At 65.4% G+C, this 14,953-nt stretch carries 14 protein-coding genes; 13 read left to right on the plus strand and 1 reads right to left on the minus strand.

The window, feature by feature from the left end; genetic code table 11:
• The first annotated feature begins 23 nt into the window (after positions 1–23).
• The 8 genes from A9975_RS14355 to A9975_RS14390 are packed head-to-tail and all read left to right on the plus strand — an operon-like array spanning position 24 to position 8,298.
• Positions 24–2,249: a hypothetical protein gene (locus A9975_RS14355; protein WP_255503213.1), complete on the plus strand. Its 2,226-nt coding sequence runs from the start codon at positions 24–26 to the stop codon at positions 2,247–2,249.
• Entirely contained in the window at positions 2,246–3,019 is a 774-nt protein-coding gene (gene rfbF, locus A9975_RS14360) for a glucose-1-phosphate cytidylyltransferase (RefSeq protein ID WP_183033368.1), read from the plus strand. Before A9975_RS14355 ends, rfbF begins: the two co-directional genes overlap by 4 nt.
• Complete coding sequence (gene rfbG / locus A9975_RS14365) at positions 3,019–4,083, plus strand: CDP-glucose 4,6-dehydratase (RefSeq protein WP_183033369.1); 1,065 nt, start codon at positions 3,019–3,021, stop codon at positions 4,081–4,083. The genes rfbF and rfbG overlap by 1 nt, the downstream gene beginning before the upstream one ends.
• Entirely contained in the window at positions 4,080–5,327 is a 1,248-nt protein-coding gene (locus A9975_RS14370; protein ID WP_183033370.1) for a class I SAM-dependent methyltransferase, read from the plus strand. Before rfbG ends, A9975_RS14370 begins: the two co-directional genes overlap by 4 nt.
• A complete protein-coding gene (gene rfbC, locus A9975_RS14375) occupies positions 5,324–5,878 on the plus strand; it encodes a dTDP-4-dehydrorhamnose 3,5-epimerase (protein ID WP_183033371.1) in 555 nt (184 codons plus the stop codon). The genes A9975_RS14370 and rfbC overlap by 4 nt, the downstream gene beginning before the upstream one ends.
• On the plus strand, positions 5,875–7,005 hold the full coding sequence (locus tag A9975_RS14380; RefSeq protein WP_183033372.1) for a DegT/DnrJ/EryC1/StrS aminotransferase family protein: 1,131 nt from the start codon (positions 5,875–5,877) through the stop codon (positions 7,003–7,005). Before rfbC ends, A9975_RS14380 begins: the two co-directional genes overlap by 4 nt.
• 1 nt (position 7,006) lies before the next feature.
• Positions 7,007–7,654 (plus strand): GNAT family N-acetyltransferase, encoded by a 648-nt coding sequence (locus A9975_RS14385; RefSeq protein WP_183033373.1) that lies wholly within the window; start codon positions 7,007–7,009, stop codon positions 7,652–7,654.
• Entirely contained in the window at positions 7,651–8,298 is a 648-nt protein-coding gene (locus A9975_RS14390; RefSeq protein ID WP_183033374.1) for a hypothetical protein, read from the plus strand. The genes A9975_RS14385 and A9975_RS14390 overlap by 4 nt, the downstream gene beginning before the upstream one ends.
• A 354-nt stretch (positions 8,299–8,652) precedes the next feature.
• Here the strand turns inward: A9975_RS14390 and fliE are convergent, their stop codons facing one another.
• Positions 8,653–8,973: a flagellar hook-basal body complex protein FliE gene (gene fliE / locus A9975_RS14395; RefSeq protein ID WP_043353483.1), complete on the minus strand. Its 321-nt coding sequence runs from the start codon at positions 8,971–8,973 to the stop codon at positions 8,653–8,655.
• Positions 8,974–9,483: 510 nt separating this feature from the next.
• Here fliE and fliF point away from each other — a divergent pair.
• From fliF to fliJ, 5 genes are read left to right on the plus strand one after another with little or no spacing between them, the layout of a single operon-like run.
• Positions 9,484–11,193, plus strand: a complete 1,710-nt coding sequence (gene fliF / locus A9975_RS14400; protein ID WP_183033375.1) for a flagellar basal-body MS-ring/collar protein FliF — start codon at positions 9,484–9,486, stop codon at positions 11,191–11,193.
• Entirely contained in the window at positions 11,183–12,175 is a 993-nt protein-coding gene (gene fliG, locus A9975_RS14405; protein WP_183033376.1) for a flagellar motor switch protein FliG, read from the plus strand. Before fliF ends, fliG begins: the two co-directional genes overlap by 11 nt.
• Entirely contained in the window at positions 12,162–13,019 is an 858-nt protein-coding gene (fliH, locus tag A9975_RS14410) for a flagellar assembly protein FliH (protein WP_183033377.1), read from the plus strand. Before fliG ends, fliH begins: the two co-directional genes overlap by 14 nt.
• A complete protein-coding gene (gene fliI, locus A9975_RS14415) occupies positions 13,012–14,487 on the plus strand; it encodes a flagellar protein export ATPase FliI (protein ID WP_255503214.1) in 1,476 nt (491 codons plus the stop codon). The genes fliH and fliI overlap by 8 nt, the downstream gene beginning before the upstream one ends.
• Positions 14,480–14,935: a flagellar export protein FliJ gene (fliJ, locus tag A9975_RS14420; protein WP_174425237.1), complete on the plus strand. Its 456-nt coding sequence runs from the start codon at positions 14,480–14,482 to the stop codon at positions 14,933–14,935. The genes fliI and fliJ overlap by 8 nt, the downstream gene beginning before the upstream one ends.
• Positions 14,936–14,953: the final 18 nt, after the last annotated feature.

Genomic DNA, 14,953 nt, shown 5'->3' on the forward strand with positions numbered 1-14,953 from the left:
CCTGACAAACTAGCCCATCCAGAATGAAAAACAACGCAGCCAACTCCAAAGCGGATCGGTACATCAAGAAGGCCGAGACCAGCTACTTCGCCGGCCGGTACCATGAAACCATCGAACATGCGGAGAAGGCCGGCAAGCTGGCCCCCAGCCTCTACCAGGCATATTACTGGCGCGCCGTAGGCACGCTCGGCCTGCAGCAGATCGAGCAGGCTGACCGCATCGCGCAGGACGGGTTGAAGGCGCACCCGAACCAGCCCGACATGATCGTCACGGTCGCCCGCATCCTGAGCGCGATGGGCAAGCACGAATCGGCCCGCGCCATGCTGCGGGACTGCGTCGCCGCGCACCCGGGCAACCTGGCAGCCTGGGCCAACTATGTCATCGTCCTGCAGAAGCTGGCCCTGCACGCGGATGCCAAGCACGCGTCTCTCAAAGCGCTCGAGATCGCCCCCAACAATCCCGCCATCCTGGCAAATTACGCCAACGACCTGAAAAACACGGGATTCGCGGAAGACGCGATCTCGGTACTCAGGAAGGCCGCGGCCCTTGACCCGGGCAACAAGAGCATCCGCTCCAACCTGCTGTTCCTGTTGCTATTCGGCGAGAAAACCGGCGCCGCCGATCTGCTGAAAGAAGCGAGCAGCTTCGCGCAGCAGCTTGCCAGCCAGCGCCAGCCTCTGCTGAACGTGCAAGCGAAACCGGCGTCCGAGCGCATTCGCATTGGCATTCTTTCGAATGACTTGTTCCGCCACGCGTGCTCGTACATCCTGATCCCCTTCATCGCCAATCTGGACCGGGCGCGATTCGAAGTGGTAGCGCTCAGCCTGCACTCCTATCGGGATACCGTCACGCAGAAGATCGCCATGTATTGCGATCGCTTCGTCGACGTGGCCAACATGGCGGAGAACGAAGTCGTGCGGACGGTGCGCGAGGAAAACCTCGACCTGCTGATCGATCTTGGCGGCTACACAGGCACCTCGCCCTTGCACTACATGGTCTACGGCCTGGCCCCTGTCCAGCTCACCTGGCTGGGCTATCCCGGCAGCACCGGGATGCCAGCCATCCACCATCGCATCACGGACTGGATCGGCGACCCGGCGGGAGCCGAATCGCACTACACGGAGAACCTGTTGCGCGCGCCGGGCATCTTCGCGGTCTACTACCCGATGATCAATAGTCCGCTAAAGGCCTACCAGCCCGAATACCAGGTACGCGAGACACCCGCCAACCGCAACGGCTTCATCACCTTTGGCTCCTGCAACAACCTCGGCAAGATCGCGGACCGCACGCTGCGGCTCTGGAGCGCCACCCTGGCAAGCTGCGCGGATAGCCGGCTGCTTGTGGAAGCCGCGGAACTCGACCGGGACGAGGTAAGGATTCCGCTTCTGGAGCGCATGCAGCAGGCCGGAATCGATACGCAGCGGGTGACCTGCATACCGAGGGAAGGCAAGAACCAATACCTGACCTACCACGATATCGACATCGTGCTCGATACCTCCCCCGTTACTGGCGGCAATACCACCTGCGACGCGCTCTGGATGGGCGTGCCCGTGGTCACGCTGGCCTGCGCCCCGTTCCACACCCGCGTTTCGGCGCCGTTCTTGCACGCCATGGGGCTGTACGAGCTGATCTGCGAAACCGAAGAAGCCTATGTCACGGTGGCGGCCAGCCTGGCCAGCAACCTAGACCAGCTCAATGCCCTGCGCCTGAGCATGCGGCACCGCTTCGAGAAAAGCGCCATCTTCGACGCCGCCGGCTTCGCGCGCTGGTTCGAAAGCCAGGCGGTAGCGCTGGTTGGCCAGCACCGCGACGTGAGCCATCTCGAGGCACGCACCCAGGATGGCGTCTTCTGCGCCGGCGCATGGCATTCCATGGAAGAGCTCGTGCTGACCATCGGCCTGCTGCTGGAGGAAGGGCGGCATATCGAGCTGAGCAGCCTGCTGGAGAACATGTCGGCAAAGTGGAGCAAGCACTGGCTGGTCGCGTTCGCGCTAGGCGAGATGCAGCAGCACTTGGGCAACCACGACCGCGCCCTCGAACTGCTGATGGAGAGCATCAACCTGCGCCCGTACCACGTGCCGCTCTATCGGCTGCTGAGCGTACGCATGGACGAAGGCGGCCACGATAAAAGCCCCCTGGCTGACATCCTGCAGCAGCAGTTCGGCCTGGATCTCGCCTTTATCGAGCGCCAGGGCAAACCCACGACCTATGAAATCCTGGGCATCCAGGTATTGGAGGAAGCCGCATGAAAGCCGTCATCCTGGCGGGCGGGCTTGGTACCCGCATTTCCGAAGAGTCGCACCTGCGCCCCAAGCCAATGATCGAGATCGGCGGCAAGCCGATCCTGTGGCACATCATGAAGATGTACGCGGCGCACGGCATCAATGATTTCATCATCTGCCTGGGCTACAAGGGCTACGTCATCAAGGAGTACTTCGCCAACTACTTCCTGCACATGTCGGACGTCACCTTCGATATGTCGGAGAACCGCATGGACGTGCATTGCCGCAAGGCAGAGCCATGGCGGGTCACGCTGGTCGACACCGGCGAAGATGCGCAAACCGGCGGCCGGCTGCGCAGGGTGCGCGACTACCTCACGCCTGGCGAGTCGTTCTGCTTCACCTACGGCGATGGCGTCTCCAGCATCGACCTGAGTGCGGAGATCGCCTTCCACCGCAACCACGGACGCTGGGCAACCGTCGCCGCAGTGCAACCTCCCGGGCGCTATGGCGCGCTCGAGCGGACCAACGAGGGCATGGTCACCGGTTTTTCCGAGAAGCCGCGCGGCGATGGCGGCTGGATCAACGGGGGCTTCTTCGTGCTCGAGCGCGAGGTGCTGGACCTGATCGCCGACGACCATACCCCCTGGGAACAAGAGCCGATGAAGGAACTGGCCCGCCTTGGACATCTCCTGGCCTACGAGCACGACGGATTCTGGCAGCCCATGGACACGCTGCGCGAAAAGACCCAGCTGGAAGAAATGTGGCAGTCCGGCTCCGCTCCCTGGAAATGCTGGTAATGCATGCACTGTCCTGCTATGCCGGGCGCTCTGTCTTCCTGACGGGCCATACCGGCTTCAAAGGCGCCTGGATGGCGATGTGGTTGCACCGGCTGGGCGCGCGCGTGAGCGGCTATGCACTGCCCTGCGCCACCAGCCCGGCACTGTTCGCCCTGGCCGATGTCGAGGCGGGCATGCACGCGCACCACCATGGCGATATCCGCGACCAGGCTGCCTTGACCGCCGCGCTGCACGCGGCACAGCCCGAGATCGTCTTTCACCTCGCCGCGCAGCCGCTGGTGCGCGCCAGCTACGATCAGCCGGTGCAGACGTGGGCCACCAACGTGATGGGCACGGTGCACCTGCTGGAGGCCGTGAGGGCCTGCCCATCGGTGCGCGCCGTGGTGGTGGTCACCACCGACAAGAGTTATGAAAACCGAGAATGGCTGTGGGGCTACCGCGAGACAGACCCGCTCGGCGGCCACGATCCCTACAGTGCCAGCAAGGCTGGCGCGGAGCTCGTCGCGGCGAGCTACCGGCAAGCCTTCCTGGCCGGGAGCGGCGTACTGGTGGCGACCGCGCGTGCCGGCAACGTGATCGGTGGCGGTGACTGGTCGATGGATCGCCTGATCGCGGATGCCGCGCGCGCCGCCGCGACGGCGCAGCCGCTGCGCATCCGCAGCCCGGAAGCCACGCGTCCCTGGCAGCACGTGCTGGAGTCCCTGCGTGGATACCTGCTGCTGGGCGAACGCCTGTGGGCAGGCGAACAAGCACTGGCGGACGCCTTCAACTTCGGCCCCGCCGCTACCGATAACCTCCCTGTGGCCGAGGTCCTCACGCGTCTGCAGGCTCACTGGCCAGGCTTGCAATGGGAGGTCGACGAGGCCGCCCGAGAGCAAGCGCCGCATGAAGCCCGCTACCTGTATCTCGATTCGGCCAAGGCCCGGCAAGTGCTGTCGTGGCGTCCGCGCTGGACGCTTGACGAGGCACTGGCCGCTACCGCCGAGTGGTATAGCGCGGTCCAGCGCGACCCACACCTGGCGCGTAGCCTCTCCGAACAACAACTGGATCGATTCTGCTCATGACAGACGCCGCACCCAACCACGGTAACTGCCGCGCCTGCGGCGCGCCGCTGGTGCACACCTTCGTCGACCTGGGACTGTCCCCGGTCTCCAACGCCTTCATCAAGCGAGAAGACGCTGGCAAGGGCGAGATGTTCTATCCGCTGCATGCGCTAGTCTGCGACCACTGCTGGCTGGTGCAGCTCAGCGACGTGACGGGGGCAGAGGCCCACTTTCACGACGATTACGCCTACTTCTCATCGTTCTCTGCCTCCTGGCTGGAGCACGCCCGCCGCTACGTCGAGGATATGACGAAGCGCTTCGCGCTGGGCGGGGAGAGCCGCGTGATGGAGATCGCCAGCAACGACGGCTACCTGCTGCAGTACTTTGTGCAGGCCGGCATCGATTGCCTGGGCATCGAGCCCACGGGCAACACCGCCGCGGCCGCGCGCGAACGCGGTGTCGCCAGCCGCGAAGTGTTCTTTGGCCGCGATACCGCACAGTCGCTGTGCGACGAGGGCTGGCAGGTCGATCTCCTGCTTGGCAACAACGTGCTGGCGCATGTGCCTGACCTCAACGACTTTGTCGGCGGCATGCCTCGCGTGCTCAAGCCTGAAGGGGTGATCACCCTCGAGTTCCCGCACCTGTTGCGCCTGATGGCCGAAACGCAGTTCGACACGCTGTACCACGAACATTTCTCCTACCTGTCGCTAAGCGCGTTGCTGCCGGTGTTTGCACGCGCGGGCTTGCGCGTGTTCGACGTGCAGACTTTGCCCACCCATGGTGGCAGCCTGCGCCTCTTTGTCTGTCACCAGGCCGCAGCGCACGCGGTCACCGCGCAGGTCGCGCAATGCCTGGCGGCGGAGCAGGCCGCCGGCCTGACCACGCTCGCGCCTTACACGGCCTTTGCGGAAGCGGTGCGCGCCACCAAGCGCAGCCTGCTTGATTTTCTCGTCACCGCGCGGCGCGCCGGCAAGCGCGTGGTTGGCTATGGTGCACCGGCCAAAGGCAACACCTTGCTCAACTATTGCGGCATCGGCACCGATTTCATCGACTACACCGTGGACCGGAATCCCCACAAGCAAGGCACGCTGTTGCCAGGCTCGCGCATTCCGGTGCTGGCGCCGGAGGCCATCGACGCGGATCGTCCCGACTACGTGCTGATCCTGCCCTGGAACCTGCGCGAGGAGATCATGGGCCAGATGGCGCATATCCGCGAATGGGGCGGCAAGTTCCTGGTGCCGATCCCGGAGGTGCGCAGTCTATGAAATTCGTTGCCGCCCGTATGCCTGGCGTGTTCCTGGTCGAGCCCGAGCAACTGCGCGATGACCGCGGCCATTTTGCCCGCACCTGGTGCGAGCAGGCGTTTCGCGAGCAGGGCCTGGATGCGCGCCTGGTTCAGTGCAACGTGTCCTATAGCCGCCAGCGCGGAACGCTGCGTGGCATGCACTACCAGACGGCACCGTACGCGGAAGCCAAGCTGATCCGCGTGAGCCGGGGCAAGGTGCATGACGTGCTGCTGGACCTTCGCGAGGGCACGCCGGGCTTTGGGCAGTGGCAGGCGTTTGAGCTCAGCAGCGACAACGCCGCCATGCTCTACGTGCCCCAAGGCGTGGCGCATGGCTTCCAGACCCTTTGCGACGACACCGAGATGTTCTACCAGATGTCCGCCCCCTACTCTGCCGCCCACGCGGCGGGCGTACGCTGGAACGACCCCGCTTTCGATATTTCCTGGCCGCTGGAGAATCCCATCCTCTCTCCACGCGACCAACAACATCCACTGTGGCAACACCAACCCAACGCAGGAGACCCGACATGATCCCGATGTTCAAACCGCTGATCGAAGAAGAAGAAATCCAGGCGAGCCGCGAAGCCCTTGAGCTCGGCTGGCTCGGCATGGGCAGCTACGTGTCCGCATTCGAGGAAGAAGTCAAGAAGCTGATCGGCGCCGAGGACAAGTACGTGGCCGCCGTCAGCACCGGCACAGCCGGCCTGCACGTGGCACTGCTGGTGGCCGGCGTGGGCCCGGGCGACGAGGTCATCGTTTCGTCGTTCAACTGCTCGGCGGACTTCCAGGTCATTACGCAGGTGGGTGCCGAAATCGTGTTCTGCGACTGCGAAGACGACACGCTGTGCATCGACCTCAAGCGCGCCGAAGAGCTGGTCACCGAGCGCACCAAGGCCATCATCGTGATGGACTACGACTGCCTGCTGTGCGACCACGACGAAGTGGCCGCGTTCGCCAAGCGCCACAAGCTGCGCGTCATTCACGATGCGGCGCACTCCTTCGGCTCCAAGTACAAGGGCAAGCCGGTCGGCAGCTTCTCTGACATCTGCGTGTTCAGCCATGATCCGGTGAAGACCGTGACCTGCCTGGACGGCGGCACCATCGTGGTCAGCACGCCCGAAGACCTGAAACTGGTGCATGAGCTGCGCCTGCTCGGCATGCAACAGCCGGCGGCCGTGATGTACAAGAACCAGCGTGCCTGGACCTTCGATGTGGAACGCGTCGGTTATCGCTATCACATGATCAATATGCATGCCGCCGTCGGCCTGGCGCAATTGCGCAAGATCGGCACCATCGCGAAGACGCGCCGCGATGCCTGCGTCGAGTACAGCCGCTTGCTGGCCGACGTGCCCATGGTGCGCACGCCGAAGTCGAAGTTCGAAGATGTGAACCCGTTCCTGTACTACATCCGCGTCCCCGAAGGCCATCGTGACGATCTGCGCGCGTACCTCAAGGAGAACGGCGTTGACACCGGCATCCACTGGCAGCCGGGTCACTGGTTCACCCTGTGGAAGGACTGCAAGGCGGGCGACCTGTCGGTCACCAACAGTGTCGGCAAGGAAATCCTGTCGCTGCCGCTGTACTCCAAGATGGATCTGGCGATCGTGCGCGAAGTGGCCGCCAAGGTGCGTAGCTATTTTGACAAAGTGGTGGGCTGATATGGACACGCGCATCTCCGGCAAAGAGCTGATCGCCAGCATCAAGGCCAGCGCCGCGACGAGCCAGGTGGGCGTGGTCATCCCGGTCGGCCGGCCGGTCGTGGCCGTCTTGCGGCCCATTCCGACCCGGCCCGGCTGCATCGCGCAGACCGACCTGGAATTGCTCAGCGAATGGCGCAATCGCCACGTGAAGTCCTTCCTGACCGAGTTCGCCGCGCATGCCAAACGCACCGAGCAGTGGCTGGTGGACTACGTGCACGCCAACCCCTCGAAGCTGCTGTTCATGGTGGAGAGCCTTGACGGGACGCCACTTGGCCATGTCGGCATCGACTTCATCGACTGGGATACCAGCTACGGTGAAGCGGATGCCATCGTCAGCGGTGGCGCCTCCCCGCGCGGGCTGATGAAGGAAGCCCTGCGCACGATGCTGGACTGGGCCGAGCACCAGCTCGGTCTGCGCCACCTCGCGGTCAGGGTGCGATCCGACAATAGCGCGCTGGAGTTCTATCGCAAGGTCGGTTTCGTCGAGGAAAAGCGAGTCCCCCTGAATGTGGAGAGATCGCAAGACATGGTGCGCTGGTACGAGGACCCTGCCCTGCAGGATCCGCAAGCCGCCCTGGTCTACATGAACTACCGCAAGCAGGCATGAAGCTCATCGGCACCGACCGGGCCGGACTGGCCAGCTATGTGCAAGCACAGCTGGCCAGCTTTTTTCCGGATGGCGCGGATCACCGGACCGCGCTCGAACGCTATCTGGACGAGGCACTCGCCAGGACCGGCCGTTGTGTCGACGCGGTCCGGATGTGGCGACCAGGTGAATTCGATTACCTGCACTCCAGCCAGTACGCTACTTTTCTCTACTATCTGTCCAACTCGATCTGGCGCGATGGCGGCGACCTGCGCGCGTGTACCAAGCTGTTCTGCCTGAACAAGGCGCTCAACGCGATGGACCTCTTCTACGAGGTGATCATGCCCGAAGTCTTCCTGATCGGGCACTCGGTCGGCATCGTGCTGGCAAAGGCCACCTACGGCAATTACCTCGTGCTGTACCAGAACTCCACGGTAGGCAAGAACCACGGCGCCGCCCCGGTGATCGGCGACGGTGTGGTGATGTATCCCAATACCGCCATCATCGGCCGCAGCCATGTGGGCAATGGATCGGTGATTGCGCAGGGCGTTAGCGTGATCAATCGCGATACGCCGGGGGATTGCCTGGTGTACGCGGGAAATGCTGGGGATCTGGTGTGCAAGCCGGTGCGCGAACCAGCGGCGCAAGAGTATTTCCGGCTGTAAGTTCCCGGGGCTGCCGCCCCGTGCCGTAAGAAGCGCAAGCGATAACGAAGGCACCGCGGCATGGCAAGCGCCCGCCCTCTCCCTCGGCCCCTCTCCCACAAGGTGGGAGAGAGGAGCCAACCGACGGCAAGATCAACCAACTGGTGTAGCCGTGATTCCCGCCCGAAGGGGCGGGAATCACCCAAGCGCGATGCGAAGCGAGCCGTCAAGGTTCACCCAGGCCGTATGGGGCGCCTTCTTTGCCTACTTTCTTGGCAAGACAAGAAAGTAGGTCGCCACCCCGCAGGGGAGGTGAAACTGCAGCTGCCCTTACCCCCAAGCACCCCCAAGCAGCCACAAGCAAAACCCATCCACCTAAACCGTCATATTCATCATTTCCTGATAAGCCGCCGTCAACCGGTTCCGAACCTGCACCCCGGTCTGAAACGAAACATTGGCCTTCTGCATATCGATCATCACATCATTGAGCGACACACCCGGCTTGCCAAGCTCAAACGCCTCAGCTTGCCCGTAAGCCTTTTCCTGCACGTTGCTGATGCGCGCCAGCGAACGCTGGAGCTCGCCGGCAAAACCGCCGGAGGAAACGGCGGAAGCCTGGCTTTCCTGCCCGGTGGCGCTCTGGGCCAGCCCGCGCAGTTGCTGCAACATGCCGTCGATAGAAGAGATGGTAGTCATGGCGATCCGCTTGGAACCCGCCCCGCCCTGGCCAGCCGAAGCCCGCCCCGGGGGAAACCGGTTCGAAAATGAGTCAATAAGGTTGCGCCGGGCACTCGCCCTGGCCGCTGCCGGCAAACCTGGCGCAATGCGCCGCCTATGCCACAAATGCCGCATCCGCGCGCGCCGCCTGTGCCAGCCCCCGAAGCGTACTCGCGGCGTCACCTGGGCCATTGCGGGAATTCGGGTGGAAAACGAGGCCTATTCGCCGGATTGTCGGCACCCGCCTTGGATGATCATCGATACCGTGCCGAATCTGGGATGCCGCTTACCTTTGCGCGCCCGGTCCGGACCCGAATCTCATCAACTATCGCGGGGAGTACGCGTGTTTTGTCAGCAGCGTGATCTTAGCCATGCCGAAGCCAGGGTTAGCCAGGCCAGCCGGGGTGGACAGGGCAGCCAGAGCGGCGCCCGCCATCCGGCCCAGCCGATCCTGACCCATGCCGGCCCGGCCGTGACGGGGGCGCGCGCATGAACGCCGTGGCAGCCCTGTCGAACAAGTCCGAGCTGTTCGAGCGACTCAAGACCAATCCGCGCCTGCCCCTGATACTGGGCGGCGCGGCCCTCGCCGCGGCCATCGCGGTGGGTGTGCTTTGGTCGCGTGCGCCGGACTACAAGGTGCTCTACAGCAATCTGTCCGAGCGCGACGGCGGTGCCGTCATCGCCTCCCTGCAGCAGATGAACGTGCCGTACAAGTTCGCCGAAGGCGGCGGTGCGGTGATGGTGCCCTCAGAGAAAGTCCATGAAACGCGGCTGCGCCTGGCTTCGCAGGGCTTGCCCAAGAGCGGCACCACGGGCATGGAACTGATGGACACGCAGAAGTTCGGCATCAGCCAGTTTGCCGAACAGGTCAACTACCAGCGCGGCCTGGAAGGCGAGCTGGCCCGCTCGATCGAATCGATTGGGGCGGTGCAGTCGGCGCGCGTGCACCTGGCCATTCCCAAGCCGACGCTGTTCGTGCGAGAACGCCAGAAGCCGACCGCCTCGATCGTGCTGCAACTCTACCCGGGCCGCGCCATCGATGACGGCCAGGTCGCCGCGATCGGCCACCTGGTTTCGTCCAGCGTGCCGGAGCTCACGCCCAAGGCCATCTCCATCGTCGACCAGCACGGCAACCTGCTGTCCGGCAGCGGCACCAACGAGCGCATGCTCGACGCCGGCCAGATCAAGTACGTGCAGGCGCTGGAGCGCAACTACGCGCAGCGCGTGGAGGCCATCCTGGCGCCGATCCTCGGCCAGGACAACGTGAAAGCGCAGGTGACCGCCGACGTGGACTTCTCCATCGTCGAGCACACGGACGAGTCCTTCAAGCCGAACCAGGACCCGACCCGCGCCGCCATTCGCAGCCAGCAATCGAGCGAGTCGAGCCAGCAAGGCGCGGCGCCGGTCGGTGGCGTGCCTGGCGCGCTGTCCAACCAGCCGCCGGCGCCGGCCACGGCCCCGATCGCCACGGCCCAGCCGCCGCGCCCGGGCCAGCCGAACCAGCCGGGGCAGCAGCCCGGCCAGCAAGGCCAGGCCGCGGGCCAGGCCCAGGGCGGCGCCACCGCCACGGCCCAGACCGGCCCGAGCAGCAACCGCCACGACTCCACCACCAACTACGAGCTCGACCGTACCGTGCGCCATGTGCAGCAGGCACCGGGCGGCGTGAAGCGCCTGTCGGTGGCCGTGGTGGTCAACTACCGTCAAAAGGCGGGCGCCAACGGCAAGATGGTGTCTGAAGCCCTGCCTGCCGCGCAGCTCGCCCAGATCGAGAACCTGACCAAGGAAGCCATGGGCTTCTCGGCCGACCGGGGCGACTCGCTCAACGTGGTCAACAGCCCGTTCAACGTGGACAACGACATCAAGCCGGAACTGCCGCTGTGGAAGCAGCCGGAGATGATCGCCCTGGCCAAGACCGCCGCCGGCTACTTGCTGCTGGCACTGCTGGCGCTGTTCGTGTGGTTCAAGGTAGCGCGTCCGGTGCTGCGCAAGTACACCGCGCCGCCCCTGCCGCCGCCACAGGAAAAGTCGGCCGACAACGAAGCTATTCTGTTGCCGCCTGAAGAGCCGGCAAATCCGGAAGTCCTGCGGCTTGCCGCTAAATATGAAAGCGATCTCGCCCTGGTGCGTGACGCCGCGCAGCGCGACCCGCGCCTGGTTGCTAGTGTGATCAAAAACTGGATGGCTAGCGATGACCGATGAAGGATTGCAGAAGAGCGCCATCCTGATGATGTCGCTCGGTGAAGACGCCGCAGCTGAAGTATTCAAGCACCTTGGCCCCCGCGAAGTGCAGAGCCTGGGCTCGGCCATGGCCACGCTCAACTCGGTGACGCGCGAGCAGATGTCTGCCGTGCTGGCCGAGTTCCGCCAGGAGACCGAGCAGTATCTCGCGCTGAATGTGGATTCGAGCGCCTTCATCCGCAGCGTGCTGAACAAGGCGCTGGGCGAGGAGCGCGCGGTATCGGTGATCGAGGACATCCTCGAGTCCCGCGACCCGGGCGCCGGCATCGACTCGCTGAACTGGATGGATTCCACTTCGGTGGCAGAACTGATCCGCGACGAACACCCGCAGATCATTGCCACCATCCTGATCCACCTGGACCGGCAGAAGTCGTCCGAGATCATCGGCATGTTCACCGATCGCCTGCGCCAGGACGTGATCTTGCGGATCGCCACCTTCGGCGGCGTGCAGCCTGGCGCCCTGCAGGAACTGACCGACGTGCTGACCAAGCTGCTGGCGGGCCAGAGCCTCAAGCGCAGCCGCATGGGCGGTGTGCGTACGGCGGCGGAGATCATCAACCTGATGAGCACGGCCCACGAAGAAGCGGTGATCGAAGGCGTGCGCCTGCACGACGGCGACCTCGCGCAGAAGATCATCGACGAGATGTTCCTGTTCGAGAACCTGATGGAAGTCGACGATCGCGGCATCCAGCGCGTGCTCAAGGAAGTGGCCACCGAATCGCTCATCGTCGCGCTCAAGGGCGCGCCGGTGGAGTTGCGCGACAAGTTCATCCGCAACATGTCGACCCGCGCCGGCGAAATGCTGCGCGAAGACCTCGAAGCGCTGGGCCCGGTACGGGTCTCGCAAGTCGAGGCCGAGCAGAAGAACATCCTCCAGGTGGTACGACGCCTGGCCGAAGCCGGCGAAGTTGTAATCGGTGGTGGCGACGATGCCTACGTCTGAACGTGCCCTGCGCCAGTTCCGGGGCCTTGCCTCGGACAGCGAATTTGTCGATGGCCGCAGCGACCTTCGCGGCGATCATGCCAGCGATGCCGGCGATGGCCGCGCAGCGGGCAACCGCGGCGCGCCGCGGCAGGCCGGCTTCGAGAGCTTTGCCGCGCCGGCGGGCCGCGCCCCGCAGAAGAACGGCTGGCAGCGCTGGCAGATGGTCTCGCTGGATCCGCGCAAGGCCGCGCCCGCTCCGGCAGAGTTCATGCCGCTGGAGCCAGCGCCGCCCCCCATCGACTTTGCCGCGCTCGACGCCATGCGGGAAGGCGCGCGCAAGGAAGGCTACGCCCAGGGCTATACCCAGGGCCAGACCCAGGGCTACGGCGACGGCCACCGCGAAGGCTATGCGCGCGGCCTGGAAGGTGCACGCACCGAAGCCGCCCACCTGCAGCAACTGGCCGCCACCTTCAGCCACGCGCTTGGCCGCGTTGACGAAGAAGTGGCCCAGACCCTGATTTCACTGGCGCTGGATGTGGCGCGCCAGCTCGTTGTGCAAGCCGTGCAGGCCGATCCCGCCGTGCTGCTTCCGGCGGTGCGCGAACTGCTCGCGGCCGAGCCGGCGCTGTCCGGCTCGCCCTGCCTGCTGCTCAATCCCGAAGATGTCACGCTGGTGGAAACCCACCTGACGGGCGAGCTCCAGGCCGCCGGCTGGAGCGTGCGCGCCGACCCGGCCATCGCGCGCGGCGGCTGCGTGGCGAGTGCCGCCAGCGGCGAGCTCGATGCCACGCTGTCCACGCGCTGGAGCCGCGTGGTCAAGGCGCTCGGCCGTGACGACCCGTGGGAGCCGCCGCATGCCTGATACCTCGGCCAATACCTCGGCTAATACCTCGGTGAATACGGATTTCACCGCCGGCCTGCATGGCCAGCGCTGGCGCGATGCGCTCACCGCGGCCTCGGCCGGCATTGCCGAGATCGACAGCAAGCGCAGCTGCGGCCGCCTGACCCGCGCCGCCGGCCTGGTGCTGGAAGCCGTGGGCCTGCGCCTGCCGGTCGGCAGCGATTGCCTGATCGAGCTGCCGGGTGGCCAGTTGCACGGCAAGAACACCGGGCCGCGCCTGGCCGAGGCAGAAGTCGTTGGCTTCGGCGCCGACCGGCTCTACCTGATGCCGCAATCCGACGTGGTGGGCCTGGTGCCCGGCGCGCGCGTCTATCCGCTCGAGCCCACGCCGCTGCCCAGCGGCGACACCACCCCGCGTGAGCCGGGCTCGAAGCGCCTGCCGGTGGGCGAAGGCCTGCTCGGGCGCGTGCTCGATGCCGCCGGGCGTCCGCTGGACGGCCTGGGCCCCATCAGCGCTGCCACGGAAGTCACGCTCGGCGGCACGCAGATCAACCCGCTGTCGCGCGCGCCCATCGAGACTGTGCTCGACGTGGGCGTGCGTGCCATCAACGGCATGCTCACCGTGGGCCGCGGCCAGCGCATGGGACTGTTCGCCGGCTCCGGTGTGGGCAAGAGCGTGTTGCTGGGCATGATGGCGCGCTACACCAGCGCGGAAGTGATCGTGGTCGGCCTGATCGGCGAGCGCGGCCGCGAAGTGAAGGACTTCATCGAGAACATCCTGGGTCCGGAAGGGCGCGCGCGCTCCGTGGTGGTGGCGGCACCTGCCGACACCTCGCCGCTGCTGCGCATGCAGGGCGCCTCCTATGCCACGCGCCTGGCCGAGTACTTCCGCGACCAGGGCCGGCACGTGCTGCTGATCATGGACTCGCTCACGCGTTACGCCATGGCCCAGCGCGAGATCGCCCTGGCCATCGGCGAGCCGCCCGCCACCAAGGGCTATCCGCCCTCGGTGTTCGCCAAGCTCCCCACGCTGGTGGAGCGTACCGGCAACGGCGCCGAAGGCGGCGGCTCGATCACGGCCTTCTACACCGTGCTGACCGAAGGCGACGACCAGCAGGATCCGATCGCGGATTCAGCGCGCGCCATCCTGGACGGCCACATCGTGCTGTCGCGCAGCCTGGCGGAATCCGGCCACTATCCCGCCATCGACGTGGAGGCCTCGATCAGCCGGGCCATGACGGCGCTGATCGAGCCGCCGCAGTTCGCCTCGGTGCGGCGCTTCAAGCAATTGATGTCGCGCTACCAGCGCAACCGCGACCTGATCAGCGTGGGCGCGTACGTGCCGGGCAACGATCCGGAGCTGGATCTGGCCATCCACCTGCATCCGCAGATGGAGGCCTTCCTGCAGCAAGACATCCATGAGCGCGCCGGCTACGACGCCTCGATCGGCCAGTTGCATAGTCTCTTCCAACGGAGTGAACATGGCTAAGCCATCTGCATTGAATACCTTGGCCGACCTGGCCCAGAACGATACGGATGCCGCCGCGCGCGAGCTGGGCCGGCTGCAAGGCCTGCGCAACCAGGCGGAGCAGCAACTGGCCGCACTCACGCAGTACCGGCAGGAATACCGCGAGCGCATGCAAGCCATCGCGCAGGACGGCATGACGTCCACCCGCTGGCAGGACTTTGCGCAGTTCCTGGCCTCGCTCGATACCGCCATCCGCCAGCAGACTGAAGCACTGGCCCGGGCCGAAGCCCAGTTGCTCGCTGGCCGCGCCAACTGGCAGCAGCAAAAGCGCCGCCAGAGTTCCTTCGACACGCTCATTACCCGCGCGGATACGCGCGAGCAGATTGCCAGCACGCGCCGCGAGCAACGCGACACCGACGAATACGCAGCCCGCGCCGCCCGCCTGCAAGTTGCAGGCCGCCACCGCTAAGCCGCCCAGACAGACCGA

This window comes from Cupriavidus sp. UME77 (assembly GCF_014170355.1).
GTDB lineage: Bacteria > Pseudomonadota > Gammaproteobacteria > Burkholderiales > Burkholderiaceae > Cupriavidus > Cupriavidus basilensis.